This window comes from Hymenobacter bucti (genome assembly GCF_042681145.1).
Lineage (GTDB): Bacteria > Bacteroidota > Bacteroidia > Cytophagales > Hymenobacteraceae > Hymenobacter > Hymenobacter bucti.
This window is the reverse complement of record NZ_JBHUFD010000019.1, coordinates 282,268-306,076: the sequence shown is the minus strand read 5'-3', so window position 1 is coordinate 306,076 and position 23,809 is coordinate 282,268. Positions and strand designations below refer to the sequence as shown.

Annotated in this window: 22 protein-coding genes; 7 read left to right on the top strand and 15 right to left on the bottom strand. The window is 57.8% G+C overall.

Going from position 1 to position 23,809, the window contains the following annotated elements; translation table 11 throughout:
* Positions 1–57: 57 nt before the first annotated feature.
* From ACFSDX_RS24990 to ACFSDX_RS24960, 7 genes are all read right to left on the bottom strand, one after another.
* Positions 58–315, bottom strand: a complete 258-nt coding sequence (locus tag ACFSDX_RS24990) for a hypothetical protein (protein WP_382318694.1) — start codon at positions 313–315, stop codon at positions 58–60.
* A 10-nt stretch (positions 316–325) separates the two neighbouring features.
* A complete protein-coding gene (locus ACFSDX_RS24985) occupies positions 326–2,323 on the bottom strand; it encodes an ATP-binding protein (protein ID WP_382318692.1) in 1,998 nt (665 codons plus the stop codon).
* The gene (locus tag ACFSDX_RS24980; protein WP_382318690.1) at positions 2,320–3,624 is read right to left on the bottom strand and encodes a Pvc16 family protein; all 1,305 of its coding nucleotides are present in this window, start codon (positions 3,622–3,624) and stop codon (positions 2,320–2,322) included. The genes ACFSDX_RS24985 and ACFSDX_RS24980 overlap by 4 nt, the downstream gene beginning before the upstream one ends.
* 842 nt (positions 3,625–4,466) lie before the next feature.
* A complete protein-coding gene (locus ACFSDX_RS24975; RefSeq protein WP_382318688.1) occupies positions 4,467–5,174 on the bottom strand; it encodes a T4 family baseplate hub assembly chaperone in 708 nt (235 codons plus the stop codon).
* 70 nt (positions 5,175–5,244) lie between these two features.
* Complete coding sequence (locus ACFSDX_RS24970; RefSeq protein WP_382318686.1) at positions 5,245–5,769, bottom strand: phage tail protein; 525 nt, start codon at positions 5,767–5,769, stop codon at positions 5,245–5,247.
* 11 nt (positions 5,770–5,780) lie between these two features.
* Positions 5,781–7,337, bottom strand: a complete 1,557-nt coding sequence (locus tag ACFSDX_RS24965) for a phage tail sheath family protein (protein ID WP_382318684.1) — start codon at positions 7,335–7,337, stop codon at positions 5,781–5,783.
* A 29-nt stretch (positions 7,338–7,366) separates the two neighbouring features.
* Positions 7,367–7,861: a UpxY family transcription antiterminator gene (locus tag ACFSDX_RS24960; RefSeq protein WP_382318682.1), complete on the bottom strand. Its 495-nt coding sequence runs from the start codon at positions 7,859–7,861 to the stop codon at positions 7,367–7,369.
* Positions 7,862–8,515: 654 nt separating this feature from the next.
* Between ACFSDX_RS24960 and ACFSDX_RS24955 the strand changes: the two genes are divergently transcribed.
* Both ACFSDX_RS24955 and ACFSDX_RS24950 read left to right on the top strand, forming a co-directional pair.
* On the top strand, positions 8,516–8,791 hold the full coding sequence (locus ACFSDX_RS24955; RefSeq protein WP_382318679.1) for a hypothetical protein: 276 nt from the start codon (positions 8,516–8,518) through the stop codon (positions 8,789–8,791).
* Positions 8,788–9,066: an integrase core domain-containing protein gene (locus ACFSDX_RS24950; RefSeq protein WP_382318677.1), complete on the top strand. Its 279-nt coding sequence runs from the start codon at positions 8,788–8,790 to the stop codon at positions 9,064–9,066. The genes ACFSDX_RS24955 and ACFSDX_RS24950 overlap by 4 nt, the downstream gene beginning before the upstream one ends.
* A 162-nt stretch (positions 9,067–9,228) precedes the next feature.
* Here the strand turns inward: ACFSDX_RS24950 and ACFSDX_RS24945 are convergent, their stop codons facing one another.
* Positions 9,229–9,480 (bottom strand): IS3 family transposase, encoded by a 252-nt coding sequence (locus tag ACFSDX_RS24945; RefSeq protein WP_382318675.1) that lies wholly within the window; start codon positions 9,478–9,480, stop codon positions 9,229–9,231.
* A 487-nt stretch (positions 9,481–9,967) separates the two neighbouring features.
* Between ACFSDX_RS24945 and ACFSDX_RS24940 the strand changes: the two genes are divergently transcribed.
* The 3 genes from ACFSDX_RS24940 (at position 9,968) to ACFSDX_RS24930 (ending at position 11,991) form a co-directional block, all read left to right on the top strand.
* Entirely contained in the window at positions 9,968–10,597 is a 630-nt protein-coding gene (locus ACFSDX_RS24940; RefSeq protein WP_382318673.1) for a hypothetical protein, read from the top strand.
* 32 nt (positions 10,598–10,629) lie between these two features.
* The gene (locus ACFSDX_RS24935; protein ID WP_382318672.1) at positions 10,630–11,208 is read left to right on the top strand and encodes a hypothetical protein; all 579 of its coding nucleotides are present in this window, start codon (positions 10,630–10,632) and stop codon (positions 11,206–11,208) included.
* 144 nt (positions 11,209–11,352) lie between these two features.
* Positions 11,353–11,991, top strand: a complete 639-nt coding sequence (locus ACFSDX_RS24930; RefSeq protein ID WP_382318670.1) for a DUF4241 domain-containing protein — start codon at positions 11,353–11,355, stop codon at positions 11,989–11,991.
* A gap of 228 nt (positions 11,992–12,219) precedes the next feature.
* Here ACFSDX_RS24930 and ACFSDX_RS24925 read toward each other — a convergent pair whose 3' ends face one another.
* Together ACFSDX_RS24925 and ACFSDX_RS24920 are read right to left on the bottom strand one after the other, a co-directional pair.
* A complete protein-coding gene (locus ACFSDX_RS24925) occupies positions 12,220–12,687 on the bottom strand; it encodes a hypothetical protein (RefSeq protein WP_382318668.1) in 468 nt (155 codons plus the stop codon).
* Between the two features lie 61 nt (positions 12,688–12,748).
* On the bottom strand, positions 12,749–12,967 hold the full coding sequence (locus ACFSDX_RS24920; protein WP_382318666.1) for a hypothetical protein: 219 nt from the start codon (positions 12,965–12,967) through the stop codon (positions 12,749–12,751).
* Positions 12,968–13,270: 303 nt separating this feature from the next.
* Here ACFSDX_RS24920 and ACFSDX_RS24915 point away from each other — a divergent pair, with 303 nt between their 5' ends.
* Both ACFSDX_RS24915 and ACFSDX_RS24910 read left to right on the top strand, forming a co-directional pair.
* Positions 13,271–14,059 (top strand): M48 family metallopeptidase, encoded by a 789-nt coding sequence (locus tag ACFSDX_RS24915; RefSeq protein WP_382318664.1) that lies wholly within the window; start codon positions 13,271–13,273, stop codon positions 14,057–14,059.
* A gap of 79 nt (positions 14,060–14,138) precedes the next feature.
* Positions 14,139–14,366 (top strand): hypothetical protein, encoded by a 228-nt coding sequence (locus ACFSDX_RS24910; protein ID WP_382318662.1) that lies wholly within the window; start codon positions 14,139–14,141, stop codon positions 14,364–14,366.
* Between the two features lie 533 nt (positions 14,367–14,899).
* Here the strand turns inward: ACFSDX_RS24910 and ACFSDX_RS24905 are convergent.
* The 5 genes from ACFSDX_RS24905 to ACFSDX_RS24885 all read right to left on the bottom strand — a co-directional run bounded on the left by ACFSDX_RS24905 (position 14,900) and on the right by ACFSDX_RS24885 (position 23,796).
* Positions 14,900–15,193: a hypothetical protein gene (locus ACFSDX_RS24905; RefSeq protein ID WP_382318661.1), complete on the bottom strand. Its 294-nt coding sequence runs from the start codon at positions 15,191–15,193 to the stop codon at positions 14,900–14,902.
* Positions 15,194–16,024: 831 nt separating this feature from the next.
* Complete coding sequence (locus ACFSDX_RS24900) at positions 16,025–17,332, bottom strand: glycoside hydrolase family 43 protein (RefSeq protein WP_382318659.1); 1,308 nt, start codon at positions 17,330–17,332, stop codon at positions 16,025–16,027.
* A 107-nt stretch (positions 17,333–17,439) separates the two neighbouring features.
* Positions 17,440–19,806, bottom strand: a complete 2,367-nt coding sequence (locus ACFSDX_RS24895) for a beta-L-arabinofuranosidase domain-containing protein (RefSeq protein ID WP_382318657.1) — start codon at positions 19,804–19,806, stop codon at positions 17,440–17,442.
* Positions 19,807–19,978: 172 nt separating this feature from the next.
* On the bottom strand, positions 19,979–21,640 hold the full coding sequence (locus ACFSDX_RS24890; RefSeq protein ID WP_382318655.1) for a glycoside hydrolase family 43 protein: 1,662 nt from the start codon (positions 21,638–21,640) through the stop codon (positions 19,979–19,981).
* A gap of 65 nt (positions 21,641–21,705) precedes the next feature.
* Positions 21,706–23,796: an alpha-glucuronidase gene (locus ACFSDX_RS24885; protein WP_382318653.1), complete on the bottom strand. Its 2,091-nt coding sequence runs from the start codon at positions 23,794–23,796 to the stop codon at positions 21,706–21,708.
* Positions 23,797–23,809 lie beyond the last annotated feature (13 nt).

Genomic DNA, 23,809 nt, shown 5'->3' with positions numbered 1-23,809 from the left:
TCTTGGCAACGGGCGCTGCTTCCAGGGCCCTGTGCTTTCCTTTTAAGGCCGTGCTGCTCATTTGTTGAAGCCAGTGTAAACCGATTGGGCAATTTGGGCTCCCACCGCGGCGGCCCCGCTGCCGGGCGCGACGGAGAAACTGCCGGCGTTCAGCCGCTCCACGCTGCACTCGTCGGCGAGTGCAGGAGGCAGGCCCTGCGCCTGCAACAGCCGGGTGATTTCGCGTTCCACAGCGGCGCCAATCTGGTGGGCGTTGGAGGCCCCAAAGCCGTGCAGGATTAATTCTTCGATGTGCAGCTCGATGTTGGGGCTCATGGCGTTCACGTTACCAGCCGTTCATTTCCGCGTGGCTCAGCGGGCGTTCGAGTTTGTTGTATTCGCTGCGGGCGGCGCGGGCGATGTGGGCCATCCGCACGGGTTGGTTGTCGTGGGCAGCGGCGAAGGCCGCGTTCAGGGCCATGTTGCGGATGTTGCCGCCGGGCACGCTCAGACGGGCCAGCTTTTCGAAATCCAGGTCTTCGCGGGGCGTGGCGGCGGGGAACACCCGGCGCCAGATTTCGGCCCGCTGGGCCGCGTCGGGATACGGGAACTGCACCACGAACCGCAGCCGGCGCAGGAAGGCTTTGTCCAGGGCGGCGCGTAGGTTGGTGGTGAGGACGGCCAGGCCCCGGTAGGCTTCCATGCGCTGGAGCAGGTAGCTCACCTCGATGTTGCTGTGGCGGTCGTGGCTGTCCTTTACTTCGCTGCGCTTGCCGAATAGCGCGTCGGCTTCGTCGAAGAGCAGGATGGCGCCGCCAGCCTCGGCCGCGTCGAAGATGCGGCGCAGATTTTTTTCCGTTTCGCCGATGTACTTGTTCACCACCTGACTTAAGTCGATGCGGTAGAGGTCGAGGTGCAGAGCGTGGGCCAGCACCTCCGCGGCCATAGTTTTGCCCGTGCCGCTTTCGCCCGCAAATAGCACCGTGATGCCCAGCCCGCGCGCCCCGGGGCCCCCAAAGCCCCACTCGTGGTACACGCGGTGGCGCTGCCGCACCTGCCAGACTATTTCCCGCAGGGTGTGCAGCTGGGCGTCGGGCAGCACCAGGTCGGCCCAGGTCGCCCGCGGGTCGATGCGCTGGGCCAGCTCATCGACCCGCGGGCGGGTGTGGGCGCAGCAGGCTTGCCACAGCCGGCGGGCGAGCGGCGTAGCGGCCGCTTTTCCCACCGGTGTTTCGGCGGTTGGGGCCCGTAGCGCGTCGGCACTGGCGGCCTGAATGCTGCTGGCGCTCAAGTCAAACTGCGCCACCACGGCTTGCAACGCTTCAGGCGGGTGGGCGGCGGGTCCCAAGGCGTTTTGCCAAAGCTGTAACTGCTCGGCGGGTGTGGGCTTGGGCACCGTGAATTCAGCTTTCGGGCGCTTCAGCCGCGGCTCCCAGGAGCCTCCACTCAGCAGCACCACCCCATCCACGTGGTCGATGAAATGGGCCGCACCCTGCGTCTGCGCCCGGTCGCCAGGGTCTAGGTCGGCGCAGTCCACGTGGAGGGCGTAGGATAGCAAGGCCGCTTCTCGGTTCCAGATCCGGAGCAGCTGGTTGGCTTCCGGCACCGCAGCCGGGATGAGATGCGCGGGCAGCGAGTAGAGTTGCAGCCCCAGCAGTGCGCCGGCGTGGGACCCGAGCGCGGCGTTGCCCGCCGCGTCGTCGCCGCGCAGCACCAGCACCGGCAGCACCTCGCCGGCGCAGGCCCGGGCCATGCCATCGGCCAGAACTTGCTGCGAGTCCGTCAGCAAGGCCTCGAGCCGCACCGGCTCGGCGAGGTCGCGCAGGCGTTCGTCCAGCGTGCAGGTGCCCGTTAAGTAGTGCAGAATTTGTTCATCAATTTTCAAGGGGCTTTGGGTAAGCAACGGTCCGGCGGCCGGCTTTACCAGCTGCCAGTAGCGCAGGGGCGCGGTGGGTAGCAGGGCGCTCCAGTGCGCGTGCGGGAAGGCGGCCAGCGCCAGGCTGAACGTGGGCAGCGGTGCCCCGCCCTGTAACGAAGCTACCAGCGCCCTGAAGGCGGCATCCAACTCCACCGCGGCGCACAGCAGCAGCACTTTGCATTCAAAATCGGACAGGCTCAGCAGCGTGGTCAGGGTAGCTAGCGCCGACGGCGCCGGCAGTTCGGCGCTGACATCTTCCGCCGCCTGCTGCGCGGCGCTGAGTAAGGCCTGCTGCGACAAGATCTGTTCGGCATCGGCCGCCGTGCGTGCCTGGTGCAGGGCCAATTCGTGGTGCAAAGCGCGCACGGCCGCCGTCAGGTAACCGTGGTTAGCCGTGGTCCAGCTTTGCGTAAGCGTGGTGGTCATGCAATCGTGACCTGGGGTGAATTGAATGTTCCCACTGCATCAGTATCCAAGGGGCTTTCGGCCCCATCAACCTGCAGGCGCACTAGGTAGGTGCCGGGTTTTACGGTCTGCACCGGCACGGTTAGGGTTGAGGTAGGCAGCGCCGCAGGAGCCGCCGTGGGCGGTCGGAAGCTGTAAGCCGTATCCGCGCCGAGCGTATTCAGGAGCACGACGACCTGCTGGCGGGCCAATACGGCCGGGTTTACCGTTAGGGTCAGATTGCCCGTTCGGGGGCTGGTACCGCCGCCTGAAACGTTGGCGTAGGTCACGGCGCTGAGCGTGGGACTGAGCACAAAAGCTTCCAGATTGGAGGCGCCGCCCCGGTGTTCTGCCAGGGGGAGGCCCATCAGGATCTGATGCACTACCTGTACGCCGTGAATGCCAGTTACCAGGGTATTAGGTAGCGTGAAAACGAGTTGGGAATCACTCACCGAATCCAGCACCACCGGTTCACCGTCAATCGTTGCCGTCACCAAATCGTTTTTTAGCTGCCGTCCTACCACCACAAGCTTATAGCTCGCCAGGATCTTCTGGTTGTCAACTACTAATGATCCGGCCGCCGGGGCCTGCGATTTAAGCTGGTCGATAATCGGCTGGCGAAAAGGTAGCACGTAAACCTGTCGACGCTGCACGGGCAAGGCCGAGCGGGTAGACTTCTGGCTCTGAATTAATACTACCGTGACTTTATACGCGGCCGAGGCCCGGTATTTGGCTTGAAAGGCGGTCCAGAACCGGGAAAGGTCCTCCGCATTCAGCGACTCTGGAGTAATCTTAATCTGCTCTACCTGCTCGGCCAGCTCAGCAGTAGCCAAAAGCCGTAGCGCGGGCGGCAGCCCCGTGGGGGAAGTCGTAGAAGGCGCCGCTAGCGACTGGCGGATGGCCTCGCGCGATAAAACCGGCGTTTCGTGCAATAGCTGCATCCCGTAGCCCAGCAGAATTTCGGCGTGGAGCTCTTCGGCTCCGTAGGCCGTGAGAAAATAGTGCAGGTCAAGCGCCAGGGGCGGATTACCGACGCGTTGGCCGCGCCCATTAAAACCAGGCAATCCCTCATTGCGCCACCCGGCATTGGGCTGAACCTGGTACATAAACAGATTCAGCCCACTTTGCTCGCTGGCGGTGCCTACCTCCATGCGGTCGGGGGGAAGCGCGCTTACCTGCACGTTGCCGTTGATAATGCCCGTCACGTCATGATCGATAAGGCCATTATTGAGCAGGTCCTTCAGTACGTGCGTCACGGAGGCAATTCCAAGGGCCGTACTCATTTACCTACTGGTTTAGAACTGGTGAGTGATTTGCGGCTTTCAGCGCAAATAATTGAATTTTAGCTACTTAATGGCTGGGGGCTACTCTGCCGGGCGGGTGCTGCGCTGCTTCAGGTACTCGTCCAACGACAGCAGGGGCTTGGGGCCGGCCGAGGGCGGGGCAGTGGCGGGAGCTGGTGCGGAAACAGCCCGTACCTCGATCCGCCCGATTGTGACTTTAATCGTGGTGGGCGTGGCGGCAGCTGGTCCTTGCTCTCTTCCACTCGGGCTACTACTGCGTTGAGTGGTGGGCAGACGGGCCGGTCCGCCCAGCAGGCCATTCAACTGGCTCGGGCTTTCCGCCCGGTTTATCCCCGCCTCACTCCCGACGCGAAGTGCCGGCTCAACCAGGTCCTGATGCTGGCGTTTGAGATCCATCGCTACGGCCTGGGGGAATTTGCTTACTGCTTGCTGTGCGTCGGGGCTCATCGAAACCAGGGCGGACTCTTCAGAACTTGCAGGTGAGACACTTGGCCCAGCAGGGCTTTGTTTCCGAACCGCTGCTTCAAGCGGGCGGCGTTCCATTGCCTGCTCCCATTCGCCGGCAGGAGCGCCCGGTAGATGGGGTGAAGCTACTGCACCAGGCAGAGGCGGCTGCCTAGCTGGCAGGCGGCCGGCCGGTTGCTCAGCATAGGGCTCTATCTGTTGGGCGGGCCAGCTAGTACCGTAGTTTTCCGTGTTGGTATCCTGGGTAAATAGGGCAGGCCGGGTACGTTCTGCTGGCTCAAAGCGCCCCCTTACGCGGGGTTGGACATTATCCTCCACCTGCACGTGGCGGTTAACTAGATTATTCACAAAGTCACTCATACTCCAATCAGGTCGAGGTATAGTTGCCGCCGTTGAGGGCTCATGCGCAGAATGTCCTGTTCCGACCACCCATAAGCCCGGGCCAGCGCATACACTTCCTGTAAAATGTGCCTGGCCCAACTCTCTATTTCCAGCCACAAGTAGCTGACAATGTCAAAGCGGACTTCCCACTGCTGCCCGCAGCCTGGACAGTTCACCAGCATCTGAATATCCGCCTGCGGGTCCTCTCGGGCCATCTGCTCATTCAGCGCCTCCACAATGGTAGCGGGCAACTCCGCAAACGAATATTCCTGAGCCTGCTGTTGAACGCTAATCAGGCAATCAGCCAGCAGTTGCTCGGGGGTTGCCTGGTAGCTGACCTGTGACATGGCTCGGCGCAGATCGTGGCTGTTGGGGAGCCGGAATCGGACCAAAAATCCATCTCTCTCCAGCGTAAACTCCTTCTGTAAGCCTACCGCTTCCGGGGTCTGAAGACGCAGATCACGAGTGCTGGTTTCCCATTCTACCGTTTCAGCGCAGGTAGGACAGGTTGCTTTATTTAGCAGGTGAAACCCGAACAGCCATTCGCGCAGCTGCAACAGGTGGGCATCACGCTGACCGACACTTAAGCTAGCTATGCTGCTTATGTCCTCGGCCGCGCACGCAACCCGCAGCAGGTGCAGCGCTTTTTCGAGCAGCGTCTGCTGCAGACCCGCTTCCCACACGTTAAGTAGTTCTATCGTTGTTAGCGGCCTCATACCTGGCTATCCCCTGGCGCAGCTACCACCTAACAGCTTAAGCAGGTTCCGTAAACGTGGGCTCACTGGGTTCGGGCACTTCGTAGTCCCGCTCCCAGCCTTCGGTTTCCAGCTTGAGGTGCTGAATCAAAACGGCGTTAGCGTTGGCGTCGAAGTCTGATACTGGCTGGTATTCCGACACCCAGCACCGATACACTTTGTAGGCAATGGCCAACTGCCCGGCCTCGTTGTAGAGTTCGATAATCAGGTCTTTGCGAAAATCTTTAAGCGATACCTCCGCTCCCAGGCCCGAGCCGAAGTTCCAGACCTTATTGGCCCATTGCTCAAAAACCGGGTCGTGGGTAACGCCCCGCTCGAGGGTAAGGGCATCGTACTCGGTGCGTCCCGGCGACTTGCGGCTGCTACTCGGGTCACCGCCTTCCCGGTGCTTCACTACTTCTGTAGTGCGCTTGAATCCGCTTAACTTGCTGACACCCATAACGTAGACCCCATCCCATTTTACCCGAAACTTAAAGTTTTTGTACGGGTCGAAGCGTTGCGCATTGACGGTAAATTGTGCCATGACGTTTCGGGTTAGAAGTCGATTTGTCCGGAGAGTTGCTGAATCCTGATGAACACGAATTCGGCCGGCTTAAGCGGGGCAAACCCAACCAGCACGTTTACCACGCCCTGATTGATATCGGTCTGGTTGGTGGTTTCCTGGTCGCACTTCACCAGGTAGGCTTCCCGGGGAGTTTTGCCCTGAAAGGCTCCCTGTCGAAAGAGGTTGTGCATGAAGGCGCCCACGTTGAGCCGGATCTGGGACCATAGGGGTTCGTCGTTGGGTTCAAAAACAACCCACTGAGTACCCCGGTACAAGCTTTCCTCAATGAACAGGGAAGTCCGCCGAACTGCCACGTACTTGTTGTCGGTATCAGCCAACTGGTCAGCGCCACGCAATGTGCGGGCGCCCCACACTACGCGGCCCGTAACCGGAAACTGGCGCAAGCAATTGATCCCAAGCGGGTTCAAAATCCCATTCTCATCGTCGGTCAAACTTACCTGCAGGCCCTGAATTCCGTTGAGCGAGGCATCAAGGCCCGCTGGTGATTTCCAGACGCCACGGCGGGCGTCGGTGCGGGCCATCACGCCGGCTACGAGTCCACACGGCACAAAAGCGTCAACCTGACCGTCTCGTTTGGGATCTACCTCCCTGATGCGGGGAAAGTAGAGCGCCGCATTGCGAGCGTCGCTGCCCGCTAGACCCAAACTGGTTAGCACCTGTTCCGCCTTTTTCAGGGCATTATCGCCCGAGCTTCCCCAGGCGGCGGGAGGATCTACTAGGAGCATGGCTCGTTTCTCAAGGCACAGGCTTAGGCCAGTTGAGTAAACTTCGGATGCAGTATCGCCGCCCCGCACAGCTGGCGGGATACAGAGTAGATTGAATTCCGTATTGCGCAGCGCAAAAACGCCCGTCTTGGCTACCTCACTGCCCAGGTACTCGATCGAGGTTAAATCGCTACCGTCGGCGTTATCGGCCGCGCTGGCGGGGATACCGGTGAAACTAGGAGGGCTTTCCAGTAGGGGTGTTTCTTTGGGGCGCTCTGCGGGCATAGGCCCTTGCACGCGCACCAACGCGGAGTTCTGGTCTAATACCCGTGGCAGGTAGCGGGAAGAAGCAGGGTCGCTCGAAACATTGAGGAAGGCTTCCGTCGCGCCTTGCTCTTCCCTAACTGTTAGGTTAAAAAGCTTGTTATCAGCTGTATTTTTAGTTTTATAAGTAACAATTACACTTAACCTGCTGCCCCAGCTACCGACATTAACCGCTTCGAGTATGAGCGGGGCGCCGCTGTCAACAGGTAACGTGATAGTAGCAGCGACAGCATTTTTGGCAAGACGGATAATCACGGCTTTGCTGCCGCCATTCTGGTAAAAATCGCGTACCGCATAGCTCATCATGCTCTCCGACCAGATGCCGCCAAACTGGCGCTCAAAGTCGCCAAAATTGTTAAGTGTCACCGGGTCGTTGACGGGCCCACGTAAGGCTCGCCCGAGAAAGGCGGTAATAGACGTCGCGACGCCTGTGATAGTCCGTACTCCGCTTGAAACCTCCTCAATGTAGACACCGGGGTAAGTTGGTTGTATGGGCATGGGCGTAACGGGTTAAAGCAACAGTCGGATTACAGTTTTTTTAACAAGCTGACGCATACGTTCAGTGACAGTGCTTGCCGAAGTCCGTTGAGTTGAACTCCAAAACGGGTTTTACCTTTTTTCTTGAATAAGATACCCTTTAGCCCCGCCAGTGGCCCGTGCATAATCTGTACCCAGTCCCCGCTCAGCAGGCTCGGTTCCAATTCAACAGCGACGCTTTCCACTTTCCGAATTGTCTCGATTTCATCAGTTGAAATAATGGCTGGCCGTCCTTCAAAAGCAACAAACCGCGCCACTCCTGCTACTTTTAGCACGTTCACCCGCTCGTGATCGTGAATGTGAACGAAGAGATAACTGGGGAAAAGAGGGACATGTAGTTCCTTAATTCGGTCGCTCCACTGTCGGAGAACTTTCTGTAGTGGCAGATACGTGCTTATGGCTTGTTTTACCAGCTCCGAATGAATTCTGCGTTCCAGGTTTGGGTATGTGTAAACCGCATACCAATTTGCTTTTAATGGTATCATCAGCAGGAAGCTCTTAGTATTTAGCCGTGTTCTGGCAGGCCTTGAGCTCACCAGCAACGTAATGGCGAGGCACTACAAGGCTTCGCCAACCTTCATCACAGGGCGTGTATGAAGCACAATCTTCCCCATCTACTTATAAGCGGATATGTATAAGTAACTAAAATCAAATATACATAACTATATTGATTAATTACCATTTCCATAAATTATTATTAAGACATATAAAAATTAATAATGCTCTTTCACTCGGTTCTTATCCAAATAGTTGGCCTACTTCCGACTGCTGCCCACTATAAGATTTAACGTTTTAGGGACGGGTTGTGATGCGGTGCAGCGTGGTCTCGGAAAGTGTTGAAATATTGCTGACTATGTTGCCGACTCATACAAAGTGCACTCGGTGAGTCAACACGTTGGTGCTGCTCAAGGATAGGGTCCCCTCAGAAGGAGTCCACAATAATTTCGACGGGTGTTGCGGCGGGCCCGCCTTGCACTTGGTCTATCAACTGATGTCGGACCAAAATAGGGCGCGACAAACTGCATCAGCTCTAGCAAACGCACAATTTGATTCTGCGTCGAAAGCGATCGGTGCCAAAAACGACGAACTTGGCGCGTAGCCTGCGTAAGTATCCTAACCTGCTAGTGGATATAGCGTTGATGGCACCACAACAAGCTTGGGTGTGCGACATTACCTACTTGTGCATCGGGTTGAGCTTCGGCTACTTGTCTTTATTAACCGATGCGTATTTGAAGCTTATCGTCGGCTACTGCCTGCATCCGCTGCTTACCGTGGAGGACTCATTGAAAGCCTTAGAAGTGGCTTTGCAGCGCGAGCCACCTAGCGCCGCCCCCTTGATTCACCACTCGGGAGTCAGTACGGCAGCTTTGCGTATATCCAGCGGCTTCGGCAAGCGGGGATTGCCATCAGCATGACCCATCACGGCGACCCCTACGAAAAGGCAGTGGCCGAACGCGTCAATGGTATCTTGAAAACGGATTTCCGGCTAAACCGCGTGTTTATCACCTTTGATGAAGCAGCCCGAGCCGTCGAGCAGCGTGTACGCAACTATAATCACCTGCGCCCATATAGGAGCTGTGGGTATCTCACACCGACGGCCGCCCATGCCAGTACCGAGCCCTTTCAAAAGCATTGGAAACCCAACGTATACAAGACTGCTCAACCCCCAGCATCAACTGATGCAGCCTAACTTGACAATCTGCTATCAGGATTAGAATCACTTATTTTTTCTCCCGCGAAAACTGACAACTTTTTTTCAGGATTAGACAACCTGTATAGCTATAGCTGGACGAGACAAAGACGGACAGTGGCGAGATATAGTTTGGAAATAGTTTTTGAAGTAGTTAAGTGACTAGAAGCCGAGCGCGGAATGGCGTCTTTCAGCATTATGGTAGCAGGTGTAGTGGCGAACTTCCCAGCGGCTTTCAGCTAGATTAGGAAAGTTGCCGCCGTCAAACAATTCGGTCTTGAGTTGACTCCAAATAGATGCAGTATTAGTATTGTTGCAACAGGTGCCTAGCCACTTTGCAACCCATCTGCGAACCACATTCTGCTTTTGTCCGGCATAGCTAGACCATCTCACAGGTGTGAGCACTACCTCCATTGGTATCAGAGTAGTTTCTTGTTGACCCAACTATTGCACGTAGATATTGTGTCAATCAGTTGACACTTCGGGGGAGAAAAAAACAAGAATTAACGGGTTCAGTGGAGTACAATATGCCGAGATTGCACTTACAAGTAAGTAGCACAAACTATTGATTACTAATGATAAATACTCCAATAAGGGCCCCGTGGCTAGTGCATTTCTCCGAGGTGACCCCTACAGATGAGCGCGCTACGAGTCGCATCAAAGTAGAAATTACTGGCGCTCAAACCTTATTGTGCCCTTAACGGCTAAGCGATAAGGAGTCTTAACTACCTAACGGCAACCCCTGGTACAGCGCGTCGTTTATTCCATCGTTCCGTCGAAGTTAGCCCTACTACCTGACCAAGCTGGGCGGCTCCGTAACGCCCCTAATCGGTGCCTTGCGAGCCTGGGGCACGCACTACCGTAGCCACCCGGGCTAGCCCGCCCGCCTACCTTCGCGCCCATGAAACCTGAGATTCTTGCCCGTATCCGCGAGCTGAGCGGTACCACCGAGGGCGTGCGTGGCCGCTCACTGGCCGATGACTTGCAGGCCATTCGCTTTTCCTCGGTGCTATATCCCCAGCCCACCGACACGCCCTGGGCTGCGGCGGCAGCCACCGAGCCTATTGCCGGGCTGCAGGCCTGGGTGGTGGCCCACCGCTCGCTGCTGGCGCACGACCGGACGGCTTTCGACCAGCAGCTGGTAGCCCATTTCTACCAGCTCACGCCGGAGCCCCGCGGGCAGGCGTTTTTCGTGGGTCGCCTGTTCACGCCCTTTCGGCCGGGCACGCCCGACTATACCGAATGGTCCGCCGACTTCGCTGACCCCGACCTGGTGGACCTGAGCCCAGTGCGCGCCGTGGCGGCCGACCCTGCCCCCGATTTTGTGCACCTAGCCTCCAGCTATGGCTACCCCGACAACTTCTACGTGTGCCTAGCCGACCCAGCTCCTGACGACCCCACGGTATTTGGCACCGACCACGAAACGTTTTTTCAGCAAATCACCAACGAAGGGGCGCTAAGCGCGTTTTTTCAGCGCTATCTCACGCCCGCCGAGTTGCTGGCGCTGGTGCACCGCCAACTGGCGACTTGAGTGCCGCCCCCGCACTACCTCTTCCTTACCCTATGCCGCCACCTACCTACCCCCACGCGCCCTTACCAGCCGATGCCAACGCGGAAGACCAGGCCATGCAGCCCGTGCTGGAACAGCTACTGCTGGAAATGCTGGCCAATCGGGGCGGCAAGCTCACCACCTTTCCCACTTATGTCGCGGCGCGGGCGCAGGATGCGGCCTACCAAGGTCGGTTGCTGTTGGCGACGGCCGCCGTGATGAATGCCAACATGGGCGACCAAGCGACCTACAACAATGCCGCGCATTGGTCGCTTAGGGAGGTGTTTAATAGCCTCTTGCGGGGCACCGTGGCGCTGAGTGAAGCCCATTGGCTGCGGCTGCTGGAGCGGTGCAGGCAGCCGCGCCAGCCCGACACCCGCGCCAAATACCCGGCCTCCAGCTTTTTCTCGTTGAGCCTGCTGCTCAACCAGCTTGCCCGCCACGCTAAAAAACAGCCCGTGCAGCACCTGCCGCTGCGGGCCCTGCTGGCGCACCTGCTGACTGAGAGCAGCACCGCCAGCAAGGAGGACGCCAAGGTGCAGGCGAAAATCCGCGAAATTCTGGGCCCGGATACCCCTGCTTCTCCTTTTTAGCAACCAATTCCATACGTTCAGGAAGTAGGCAGTACTAAAACCTGCTTCTCAGTAGCCCCTTATCCGAATAAATTCGAAACCGCAGGTTGGCACTTAGACTAGGTTGTTACGCAGACGGAGTTACTCGACTACGAACGCTTCTTTATGAGCACCATCACGCAGTTATTCGCTGACTCGGCTACTCCCACCGGCAACCTGCGCACCCTGGAACTGCCCGGTCTGGTGCTGCCGACTGGCCACCTCGTAGCCTGTGACCCGCTCGCGCACTGCGACCCGCAGCCCTTTACGCAAGCCTGCCCGGCCGGCCGCTACCCGGTATACCTGCACCGGCTGCCTACCGAAAACCGAATTGCCTACGCCGAGCTGCGCCTGAGTTTGGCGACGGTGGTGCGCTGGGAGTTGGCCGTCACGGCCGAACAGGACCCGGCGACGCTGGCCGCTGACGAAATCTTTGGGTACCCGGTATCGGCGGGTTTGGGTTGCTTTATGGACCACCCCACGGTGGCGCTGCTCGCCCAGCATGATGTTGACCTAGAAGTCCAGCTCGGGGATGACTACGTCAGCTACTATGATGACTACCTGGCCGAGCACCTGGAAAATGACGCGCTAGCCGGTTCCGAGCACTGCCTGTTGCAGCCCTATGCCGACCAAGAAAACCAAGTGGCCGTGTTTCAATCGGGCTACGGGGATGGTTTTTACCCCACCTACGTGGGGCTGGACGCCGCCGGCCAGCCGGTCAAGTTCGTAACCGAATTTATCGACGTGGCCACCGCAGCTAGCTGACAAGCAGGTCTCACGTAGTTGCCTTCGCTGGAACAGCTAGACAACTAGTGTTTGGCCGAACAGCAGCCCGCAGCTTTTAGGGCCCCTCCCCCGGCAGACTAGCCCAAGCTACAGAAGCACGACATCCAGGTCCAGGCCAGCGAGGCTACCTAGCGGGCTAACGGCCGCCGGCTCCGTGCGAACCAGCAAAAATTCATACCCGCAGGGCCGGGTTTCGAGGTCGGCATTCTAGCGCTCACAAAAGCCGACGACGGTGACCTGATACCAGCCGTTAGGCACACGCACCTCCTGGACAACCCGAAAGTCATTGGCGGCATAGTTCGCTGCCAGCGGCTGGCGCCCAAACTCCAGGTACGCGGCGGCCTCCCAGCGGAGCAGCGCCCAGCCATCGGCTACCAGCACCCGCCCACTGCTGACGTGGAGGGCGAAGCCAGCGGCGGCAAATAAGACCCACTCGGCCGGTACGGTCGGTTGAGCAGCCACTGCCACCCGAACGCGATAATCCCAGGCCACAATCGGGTGGACCGGCAGTAGGCAGCCCGTGGCGAGGGCTTCCTTAGCCAAGTCCGGATTACTACGGAAGCTATCCCAAAGATTGGAAACCGGCAGGTGGTGGTAGTCGATAAAGGCCTGTAGCACAACGGGATCAAAGAGCACCAGGCCCGCGGTTTGCACCAGTAGCTTTACTTCGGTCATCTTACCGCGCGTTAAGAAACAGTTTGGGATGACCTGTGGACAACTTATGCATACCGCTTTTTCAATAGAGCCACTTGTGCCAGCTAAATACTTGATTATTAAGGATAAATAATCCAATAAAGGCCCGCTCGTAAGTAGTCTGGTGCAGCAGGCTAAAGGGCCAGCCGGTGTAGTTGGCCGCCAACGGCATCAACGTATAAAAGGCGATCAGGAAGAGCAGCAGCTTTCCCCAGGCAGGTAGCTTTATAGCAGCGCGTAAAGTAAGCAAGCGGACGTACAACGCATCAATAAATAACGACGGGCAGCGCGGTAATCGCTGGCCCAGGCTATAGCAGACCCAGTGCTATTTTGTCGGCGCTTAACCAATTCAGCGCTGCTAGCAAAGCGGCCGGCGGGGCCTTGCAGCGACGCGTGGATGATTCATAAGCCAGCTAAAATTCAGTTTAATAGGCGCGAAGTCCTCAACCAGTGCGCTACGTCCGCGTAGAAACAGCGGAGCTTAAAACTTCATCAGCCTTACATACTCCACCGACTAAGCTACCTATTCCTTTCTCCCTGTCCGACCAATTCTACCCCTACCCTAATGAAAAAACAATTTCTCACTGCCATCATTTTCCTGGCTGCCAGCGCCTTCAATAGTGCCCAGGCGCAATTCAAGCTTAATTCCACTTCTCTGGGCGCCGGTCTAAAGGCCGCCAAAGCCGCCACCCTCAGCGACCAGGATGTAGTGGCCTACACCAAAGAATACGTGGCCTGGAGTGATGCCAACAACCCCGTGGCCCCCGCCACCAGCCCCTACGCCAAGCGCCTACAAAAGCTGGTAGCTACCCTCGGCACCTACGACGGCATGAGCATGAACTACAAAGTATATCTGGTCAAGGATGTGAACGCCTTTGCCTGCGCCGATGGCAGCGTGCGCGTGCTGGCGGGGCTCATGGATTTGATGAGCGACCAGGAAGTGCTCGGCGTTATCGGCCACGAGATTGGCCACGTCAAGCACAAAGACTCGCGCGATGCCATGCGCACCGCCCTGCTTACGTCAGCCCTCAAGGAAGGCGCTTCGTCGCAAGGCGGTGCCGCAGCCACGCTGAGCAACTCGCAGCTCGGCGACGTGGGCCAGGCGCTGGCGAATGCGTCGTTTTCGCGCTCGCAAGAGAGCAGCGCCGATGGCTACGGCTACGAGCTGCTCAAGGCGCAGCAAGTAAATCCGTGGTACATGGCCACGGCTTTTGGCAAGCTGCAAGCGTTGTCGAGCGGCGCCAAATCGTCGAAAACGTCGCAGCTGTTCTCCTCGCATCCCGACACGGAGAAGCGGATGGCCGTGGTGAGCGAGCGGGCCCAAAAAGATGGTTTTGCCAAGCCCACGAAGTAAATGAAGGCGTAGCCTTGCCAGCCAAGCACTAAAGCTGGCGGGCAAGGCGTAGCTTTCCTACCCCCCAAACTCTTGCCCTATGACCATCTTTGGAATCGTGCTAGCCGTTCTAGGCTACGCGCTGCAATACCTGATGAATCGCCGCGCCTTTAACCGCCGCAACGCCGCCGGGGTCGAAGAATTTAAATCCTACGAGGCAGCCACTGGCATCCGGTTTTTAGAGGGGGCTGGCCGCAAGCTTGGCTCCGTGCTGCTCATCGGGGGCCTCATCATAGCTGCTTTTGGCTTCTTCGGGCACCACAGATAAAACCTCTTTTACCCGGTGGCTAGCTACCGCCAGTTCTAGACCACATTGTCCTCCGCTTGCGCACCCTTCTGGCACGGTGCGCAAACTTGTTTCCTTCAGCCCCAGCGTGGCCTTGGCCACCGTGGCGCAGTGCGTCCCCGCTACCACCGCCTACGCGCAGACTACTAAGCCCGCCGCCCATCCCGAAGTCGGGCAAATCCCGGAGGTGTACACCACCAAAAGCAGCCGCCTGACTATGACAGCTGCTGGTGCTCATCAACTAGCTGTACCAACTCGTGACGTTTCAGCAAAAAAATCGCATCACCATCCTGCCCTCGAACCGCCCAACAACCAAGGTCGAGGAGGACGTTTTACAGGCCGTCTGAAAACCGCCTTTCTGCAGCCAAACCCAAGAAGATTATTTTAAGTAACTGACTATCAAGTGTAAATACTCAAATGAGGGCCCGATTAATAGTATTGCAAAATCAGCCTGCAAATAGCTTGTTAATAACTAACAAGCTGTTTGCAGGCTGATTTTGCAATACTGCAGTTGCCTAAGCATCAGCTGGCTTGCTGCGACCTGGCTTGCCTTTGGGAGTGCCATCTTTTCGACGGCCGTATGGAGCTTCGAGATCTGCGACAGTTGCTTCTTTTGGAGCACGCGTTTGGCGCTGCCTTCTCGCAGGAACAACTCCGTCTAAGAGTTCATAAATGCTCGTCAGTTCTTTGGTGATATTACTGACTAAGTTTTCCACACGCACCAAACTTTTGCGGACCTCTTTCTCAGTTGCAGCCGTCGTAGTGACTTGGTCTAGGAGCGCTTGTAGTTCGGTTAAATTGATAGCCATGTCAGGTACCTAAAGGAAAAAATGCTTTATCAATCCTATTACGCACCTTGCGGAAAACGGATAATACGCAAAGTCAGCCAATTGCTAAATAAACCCCTACAATCTGTCCTTAAAAAGAAAATTATGATAAGTTGAACCAGCGGGCGCAGTAAATCGAGCGCGTACAGCGGATATAGCGGAACGAGAGAGCAGAGTGCAATAAGCTGATAACATTTGCGGAGCACTGTAACTATTGCAGAACTCTTCGATCTTCTTGCAAATAGGTCATAATGCTCACCAAAACGTGAAAAAAGCAGCCTTACCGCCGGTTTGCTCGCCTGGTTTGGCTGGTAGCAACCGCGCATGAGCCCTGAACTGAGCTCTGCAACAGGCACCATTGTTTAATAAATATTATAAGCTCGTCAATACGGGTCAAGGAGAGCATTGCTTGAAATAGAACACGTGCTCTTACGCGCTAAACCGAGCAGCCCCGACCTTCTAACGAAGACTGGGAGTGTCTATAATGAACACTTATCGTACCTAAACTATCACTTTTGCATGGCTACCCTAAATTGCTTTCAGCGCAGCTTTTACAATCTAGGAGTAGTCTGATTCTGGTCGAGTACCCGACAGGTAAGGGAGAATAACGTCCACTTATCGCTCCCTATCTGACTTAAATGTGACCAGTCGCCTTAACCACCGATAAGGAAGGCTTTCCTACTGCCGATTGGCTTACTTAACTGGGAAGCTGACAAACCACTTCAATAGTGGCGTGGTCTCTTATCATACTTCAGTGTAAGGTCAAGCATTAAGCAACTATCGAACGGGGTATACGCTATCCTTAACTTGCTATTACTGGTTGAACTGCCACCAGTCAAATCGGAGCGTGTTGTTGCTGGTACCTTTGAAAACAAAGTACACATCGTGTATCCCACCTTGCCGGCTGACTTTGCAGGACTGCACTAACCAGTTTTCAAGACTTCCGGTTTGCTTAACTTTTAAAGCCCCCAGCAGCGTACCGGTAGGACTGTCAAGGTGTAGTTCAATAACAGCATTGGGTGACGTGCTCGCCATCGAGGCCATAAATTCTTTCGCTCCCTTTTCAAAAGAAACTCCCTTAACTTTTATATAATCGTCACTGTCTATAGCCGTTACGTATAAACCATTGACGCCTTTATTGGTTTTCAGGCCTTGACTCCAGGCAATTGTTTCCGCCTCGGTGCGCTTATACGGGTTCAAGACCGCGGTACGGTCTACGCCAGTTGCTGACCAAAACGGTAGCTTCTGAATCGTGCCATCACTGTTATAGGTTAGCTTATCTACGCAAACGGAGCGCCGCTCAGAATGCGTCGAAGATATCGCTTTAGAAAGGGCGTAGTTGAAGCCAAACAGATAGGTGCTTCCCTTATAATCGATAATGCCCGGGTGATTGCCATTGGACCTGGGGTCGCTGTCCATAAGCATACCGGTGTAGTTCCAGGGGCCCGTGGGGCTGGTGCTCATGCTGTAGCCGATGCCCTCCGGGCAACACGTTGAGGCATAGGCTACATAATAATTGTCTTTGCGCTTGTAAAACCACGGCCCTTCCTGGTAATTAGTCGGTTTGGTGGGCGACTTAACAATCTCTCCCGAATAAGAAATCATATCCTTATTCAGCTTGACATAATACAGATTCGGGTTACCCCAATATAGATATGCTTGGCCATCGTCATCAATGTATACCGTGGGGTCAATATCGTCAATACTGTTCTTAATCAAAGGTTTACCTAAGGGGTCAGTGAAGGGGCCATACGGACTATCCGATACCAAAACCCCGATACCTTTGACGTGGATGGGGCAGTACAAATAGAATTTCCCATTACGCGCTACGCACTGCGGGGCCCAGGCCCCATTTTGCGGCGACCAGCTAAAACTTTTCGTCGAGGCGACCGTCCCGTGGTCGGTCCAGTTCACCATATCGGTGGAGGTGTAGAGCAGCCAATTATACATCTTAAACCCTTTCGCATCGTCCTCATCATGGCTGGTGTATAAAAACACGGTGTCCCGGTAAACCAGCGGGGCCGGGTCAGCCGTGAACTTGGTTTGGATGATGGGGTTTTGGGCCTTGCCCAGGAAAGCTGCTGATAGAAGCAGTAACAGAAGCAAAAGTCTCAATATCATGTCTTTGCTAGTTGGTGGGCATGACTTACACTACTTTCTAGGAGGAGGTCAGGTGACAGCAGTTTCACTGCCAGCACTGCAAAAGCGCTGACAGCGCACCTAGGTGCCTATTTCAGGAGCCGCACGTCGAAGACGCCGCCGGCGGTAGAGCCGGGGTCGGCGGCAAACTTGACGGTGAGTACCTTGCTGGCGGGGCCGGTGCGCAGCGCGGCGGGCAGCGGGTACTCCACGTCGAAGAACGTGCTACCCTTGCTAGCGTCGGAAGTCACCTTTTGTAGGAGCTTGTCATTGAGGAAGATGGAAAAGGTGCGGCCCTGGTCGCCGCCGAAGTACGTCACACGCAGGGCGCGGGCTTCAGCCTTAGGGTTGCGCAGGTTGTAGCTGAACCAGCCGGTGGCGTGGCGGTAGTGGCGGTCCTGAAATACGCCCATTTCGGTGCGCTCGCTAGCAAAGCCGTGGTCCGACTCGGGCTGCTGCTCGCCGGGCGCCACGCGGTCCACGGTGCGCGCGTCGAGGGCCAGCTTTTCGGCGTCTTTTTGGCGCATCGCTGCTTTGCGGGCGACTAGTCCTTCGGGCGTCGTCACGGGCCAGTACACCATGTAGCGCGTATCGTGCAGCTGGTAAAACGGTACTAGCTTGAGGTTACGGTACTTCTCGGCATCAATCAGTCCCGCAGCCGTGAAGGTGAGTGGCTCGCCAGGCACGGGCCGGATGCTGGCCGTGAGGTCGGCAGGCTGGCGGCTCACCAGCACCGGCGCATCGTCGATGGGGTAGAGCGGACCGTTGGCTACGTGGCCCATGCGGCTGCCCCCCGCGCGCAGGCTGGGCAGGTCGGTGGTATCGGTAGCGGCGGCCAGCACCACGGGGCCGTGCACAAACGACACCCAGGGCGAATGGTCGGGCAGGTACTCGGCCGTGGTGTGCATGGGCAGCGCCACCGTCACCATATCGCCCGATTTCCACTTGCGCTCGACCGTGACGTAACCGGAGGTAGCCGAGCTAGTCGCTACCGGCTGGCCATTCACTTGCACGACCAATTGGCCGGCCGGCACCCAGGCCGGTTGCCGAATGCTGAGGGCAAACTTGCGGGCCTTTTTTAAGTGAAGGGTCAGTTCCGTAGATTCGGCAAAGGGAAAGCGCGTGGTCTGGGTGAGCGTGAGGCCGGCTGGCTGCCACGCCAGGCGCGAGGGCATAAACAGGTTGACCAGCAGTTGGCTAGTGCCGCGGTGCGCGTAGATAAGCTCGCCGTACTTGCCGTGGTTTTCCAGCCCCGAGCCTACGCAGCACCAGAAGCTTTCCTGCGGCTGCGAGTACACCCGGTAGTGCCGCGGCCGCATCGAGGTGAAGTACACAAACCCGCCCGTGCCGGGGTGCTGCGAGGAAAGAATGTGGTTATAGGTCGCCCGCTCGTAATAATCAAGATACTTGGTAGCGCCGCTGGCCAGGTACAGCTCCTTGCTGAGCTTGAGCATATTATAGGTGTTGCACGTCTCGGGGCCCTCCTTGCTTTCGAGCATCGACGTAAAGTCGGTGGCCGGCTGAAAGTGCTCGCTCACGCTGTTGCCGCCAATCGACACCGTGCGGTGCTCCACCACGGTTTGCCAGAAGAACGTGGCTGCGTTGCGCCACGCCGGGTCGCCGCCCACTTCGGCAATGCGCTCGTAGCCAATCACCTTTGGTATCTGCGTGTTGGCGTGGAGGCCATTGAGCTTATCCTCCCCTCGCAGCAGGGGTTGCAGCAGAGCCTGCTGCGAAAACCGCTGGGCCAGCTTCAGGTAGCGGGCGTCGCCGGTGAGGTCGGCCACGTCGGCAAACACCTCGTTCAGGCCGCCCTGCTCGGCGCGCAGCATGTCCTGGATTTGCGCATCGCTGAGGTTGGCCGTGAGGTCGAGGCACCAATCCGTGAGCTTGATGAGCATGGTTTTGGCCTTCGCATTGCCGGCAATTAGGTAAGCATCGCGCAGGCCGGCGTAGGTTTTGTGCAGGTTGTACCAGGGCACCCACTTCTGGTTCAGCCCGAAGCTATTGGCCTGGATATTACCCGCTTTCACCTGTTGCCACATTGCCGGTCCGCCCGGAATACCGCCGAGGTAGCCGTTGCCGCTCTGCTGCTGGCAGAGGTCGAGCTGGTCAATCATGTAAGTGAGGCGGCGCTCCACTTCTTTGTCGCCCGTGGCCGCGTACAGCAGGGCCAGGGCCGAGAGGTAGTGCCCGCCCACGTGCCCGTCGAGGCCCGTGTTTTCCCAGTTGCCGTAGCGCTCGGCTTTCGGCTTAAGGCCGGCCGAGAGCTGAAACGGCGCCAGCAGCCGGTCGGGGTCCAGGGCCATGACGTAGGCCTGGTCGGTTTGCTGGGCTTCGCGAAACGGGCTGTCGAGCAGCTCCACCGACGACAAGGGGAAGCTTTGTAACGGCGCCTGCTGGCTATGCCCCATAGCAGGCAACAGCAGGGCACATGTCAGAAGAAGTTGCTTCATAAATATAACTGCTTACTCTATGGTATTTAACTGGCAACTAATAGCGAGTAAAATAAGCCAGCTAAACCGTCGCAAGCTACCATAACCGTAGTTTAAAGTTGGGAGTAGCTGCCAGGAATAGCACGCGAGTGGGAAACGGGGGCCGTAGTTTGGGTTGGTAGGGAGATGAAAATCAGTTCGCCAGCGGAGCGCCATACACCGCCAGGGCAAAGTCATAGCCGCGCTTATCGTTCAGCAGCACGAGTTGCCGATTTTGGTAGGCGCTGCCGGCGGCGTAGGTATCCTGGCGGCCCACCCGCCAAAATAGCGGCGCCGACTTCGCCACGCCCTGTAATTCCAGCGCGTAGCGGTGCCCCGCCCGCAGCGTCACCTGGCTCGCAGCGGCAAAATCAACTTGCAGAATGCCAGCCGCCTGGGGCGTGTAGCTGAAGGGTAGGCTAATGGCAGCCCCTAACAGATTGGTGCCGGCCGGGTAGGTGGGCGCGTCGGCTACCAGGCCATCGGCCGGCCCCAGGTCGTAGAGCGCTAGGGCAACGGGCTGCTTCGCATCCGTGCCGAAGCCATCGCCTCCAAACAGGTCGAGGCGCGTCAGCCGGCAATTGGCCTTCACTTCAAAGGTTTGGCCGAGGCTAGAAACTCCTTTATTATGGTTGAAGCTGAGGTTGTCTAGGGCCGCCGTGGCTGGGGCGGGCATGGTACTGAAAACGGGGGTGCCGGGCCACTGCGGGGGCCGGGGCTGGGTGTTTTCGGTAATGGTGATGCCCGAACTGGCTACCGCTGGTGCGCCCGACAAGGCCGCTGGCGGGCGCGCCTGTGGCGCGGGACTAGCGCTTGAGCGGGGCGGTACGCTCAGGCCAGCCACGGTGTGGGCAATGGGCTGTATGGTGCCGTCGGGGTTGTAGTAGAGGTACTCGGCGCACACGCTGCGCCGGCCCAAAGCGCCGCTTTCGCCGGTGGGCAGCGTGAGGGTGGCGTTGTGGTAAAACAGGTACCACTGTCTCTTAAACTCTACAATGCCCGGGTGAATCGTGTAGCTGTTTTTTGCCTGTTCAGTGAGGATGCCCTGGTAGGTCCAGGGGCCGGTCACGCTAGGGGCGGTGGCGTAGCAGAGCTTTTCCGACATGCCCTGGTGGGCAAAGGCGGCGTACGTGAGGTAGTAGGTGCTACCGCGCTTGTGCAGCCACGGCCCTTCGGTATAGTTCGGTACCTCAATGCGTTGGATGGGTCCATCCAGCTCGGTCATGTTGGGCTTGAGCTTGGCCAGGTAGCAGTTGGGATTGCCCCAGGCCAGCCAGGCCGTACCATCATCGTCCACAAATACGGTGGGGTCGATGTCGTCCCAGCCGTTGGGGCCGGGGGTAGTTTGGTCGGAGATAAGAGCCGAGCCGCGGGCATCCACGAAGGGGCCGGTAGGACTGTCGGACACGGCTACCCCGATGGCTTTCGCATTGGCTGGGGCGCCCTCCTGCACCGCTGCATAAAAGTAAAACTTGCCATTGCGGGCTACCACCTGCGAGGCCCAAGCGTCCTTAGTAGCCCACTTGAAGTCGCGCACCTTCATCACCGAGCCATGCGCGGTCCAGTGCTTCATATCGGTGGTGGAATAGCACCGCCAGTCGTTCATATTGAACATCTGCCCTTCTTTCGCTTCATCGTGCCCCACGTAGAGGTACACCTTATCCTTATATACCAACGGCGCCGGGTCGGCGGTAAATACGTCGCGTAGGATAGGGTTTTCACCCGGCTTGAGGGCCGCCTGACCGTAGCTGCGTGGGGAGGTGGCAGCTAGCCCCAGCGCAATGAGTAAGGTAGCAGGAAGGAAAGACTTAAACATACTGATGGGGGTAAAAAGCGGTAAAGCAGACGGCCCGCAAGTGGCCGGCTAATGAAGCGAGCTGATTAAGGCTGGCGGGGTTGCCTGAGCGGCCGGGGTGGGGTGTCGTTGGCAATGACGGCGTCCAGCGTATGCATGGGCGGCTCGATGGCGGCCGGAATAGGCAAGTGGCTAAACTGCTGAAAGTAGAGCAGGCAAGCGTCTTTCCACACCACGGCGTTTCCGCTTTGAGTGCGCAGCTTGTTTTGCACTACCCCAAACCGCTCGGCGTCCACGTAGGGCCGGGCCTGGTCCCACACGCGCTGACACTGGCGCACTTGCTGCACGCCATGGTCGTAATGCAACGCTAACTCGTCCCACAGCGTGCGGCCGCTTTTCATCTTGAAATCCCAAGGCAGATGGTGGAACCACAGCAGGTACTCGTCGGGGCAAGTGGCGGGGTCGTTGAATTGCGTGGCCAGGGGCTCGTGGTACTGGCTCACCGCGTCGCTACCGGTCTTGGTGCGGTCGAAGCCCACGCCATTGGCGGCGGCCTGGTGGTAATAGCCTGGAGTCCAGTCGGCGCGCATCCCGGGCGGCGCCCACCAGGGGCCGGGGCCGTAGTGCCCGTGGGTGGCCGACATGATGTGGTGCAAGCCCAACGGCATGGAGTAGTCCACGATGGCCTCACGGCTAGCTAGCATCAACTGTGTCATGGACGTCAGGAACTTCGTACTCCAGTCTGCCGCGTAGGTGGCCGGCTGAGTGGTGCCGCCAGCTGCATCGTGGAAAGTCAGCTTGAGCCACTCCTCAGCCAGCTGGGCGCTTTTGGCGCTGCTGTTCCAGGCCAGCCGCCCAAAGGCGTACCAGTTGGCCTGGGCAAAGTCGTGCCCGCACCAGTTGGTATCCAGGCCGATATTGGCTACCCCGGCCATAGCCGAGTGCGCCTGGTGGTACACGCTGCCATTAGTGCAGCGGGCTACCGTACTGCCGGGTCCGGCTTGGTACGTGTCGCTTTGCAGGCATTCTTCCCACATGGGCGCCAAAAATGCCAGGTCAATCTCGTGCCCCAGGTACTCCTGGGTAATCTGAAACTCGGGCATCACAGCCGTCTTTTTCAGCGCCCCAAACAACGGGCTGAACGGCTCACGGGGCTGAAAATCAACTGGCCCATTTTTGGCCTGAATGATGACGTTGTCCCGAAATTTACCGTCGAGCGGCATAAACTCGTTGTAAGCCTGCTTGGCGCGGTCCTTATCAGTGGGGCTGTATACGAAGGCGCGCCACATCACCAAGCCGCGGTAGGGCTTGAGGATGTCGGCCAGCATGTTGGCGCCGTCGGCGTGGGTGCGGCCGTAGTCCTGCGGGCCGGGCTGCCCTTCGCTGCTAGCTTTCACCAGGAAGCCGCCAAAATCCGGCACCTGTTGGTAAATCTCCTTCGCCTTGCTGCGCCACCACTTAATGACGGCCGGGTCTAGCGGGTCGGCGGTTTTCAGGCCGCCCAGCAATACCGGCGAGGAAAACTTCACGGAGAGATACGTCTTCACCCCATACGGTCGTAGCACGTCGGCAATGGCTTTCACCCGCCCTAGGTACTCGGCCGAGAGTATCAGCGGCGAAGCATTCACGTTGTTGAGCACGCTGCTGTTGATGCCGATGGAGGCATTAGCCCGGGCGTATTCCTGCCACAGCATTTTGTCGCGCTTGGTCACCACTAAGGCGCTGTCCTTGCGCCAAAAGATGGACTGCCCGGCGTACCCCCGCTCTACCGACCCATCAGGATTATCCCAGTGGTTGAGCAGGCGGTACTCGTACGATGGATTAGAGACCTCGTCGACCACCGGTTGGCCGGTTTGTTGGCGCCGTAGTAATTCAAATGCCCCATATAGGAGACCTGCGTCGGTGGTGGCTTCAATTTTCTGCGGGCTCAAGCGAAATCCATCGTATTTAATAGCTTTGTCTTTCTTGAGGCTCAACGTAACGGTGGCCCCGGCGCTACCCTGCCAGCCTTGCTGCAATTCTTGCTTTGCCATAGCGAGCAAGACCGACTTTTTGGTGGGCACGACTACCGTAACCGGCACCGCCGCGTGTGGGCGTAGCCAGAGCTGGTGGCCGTTTTCGGCTCTCAGCCCAAAGCAGGAACCTAGTAACCAGATACTAAGGAGGATTTTTTTCATCGGGTGGGATAAG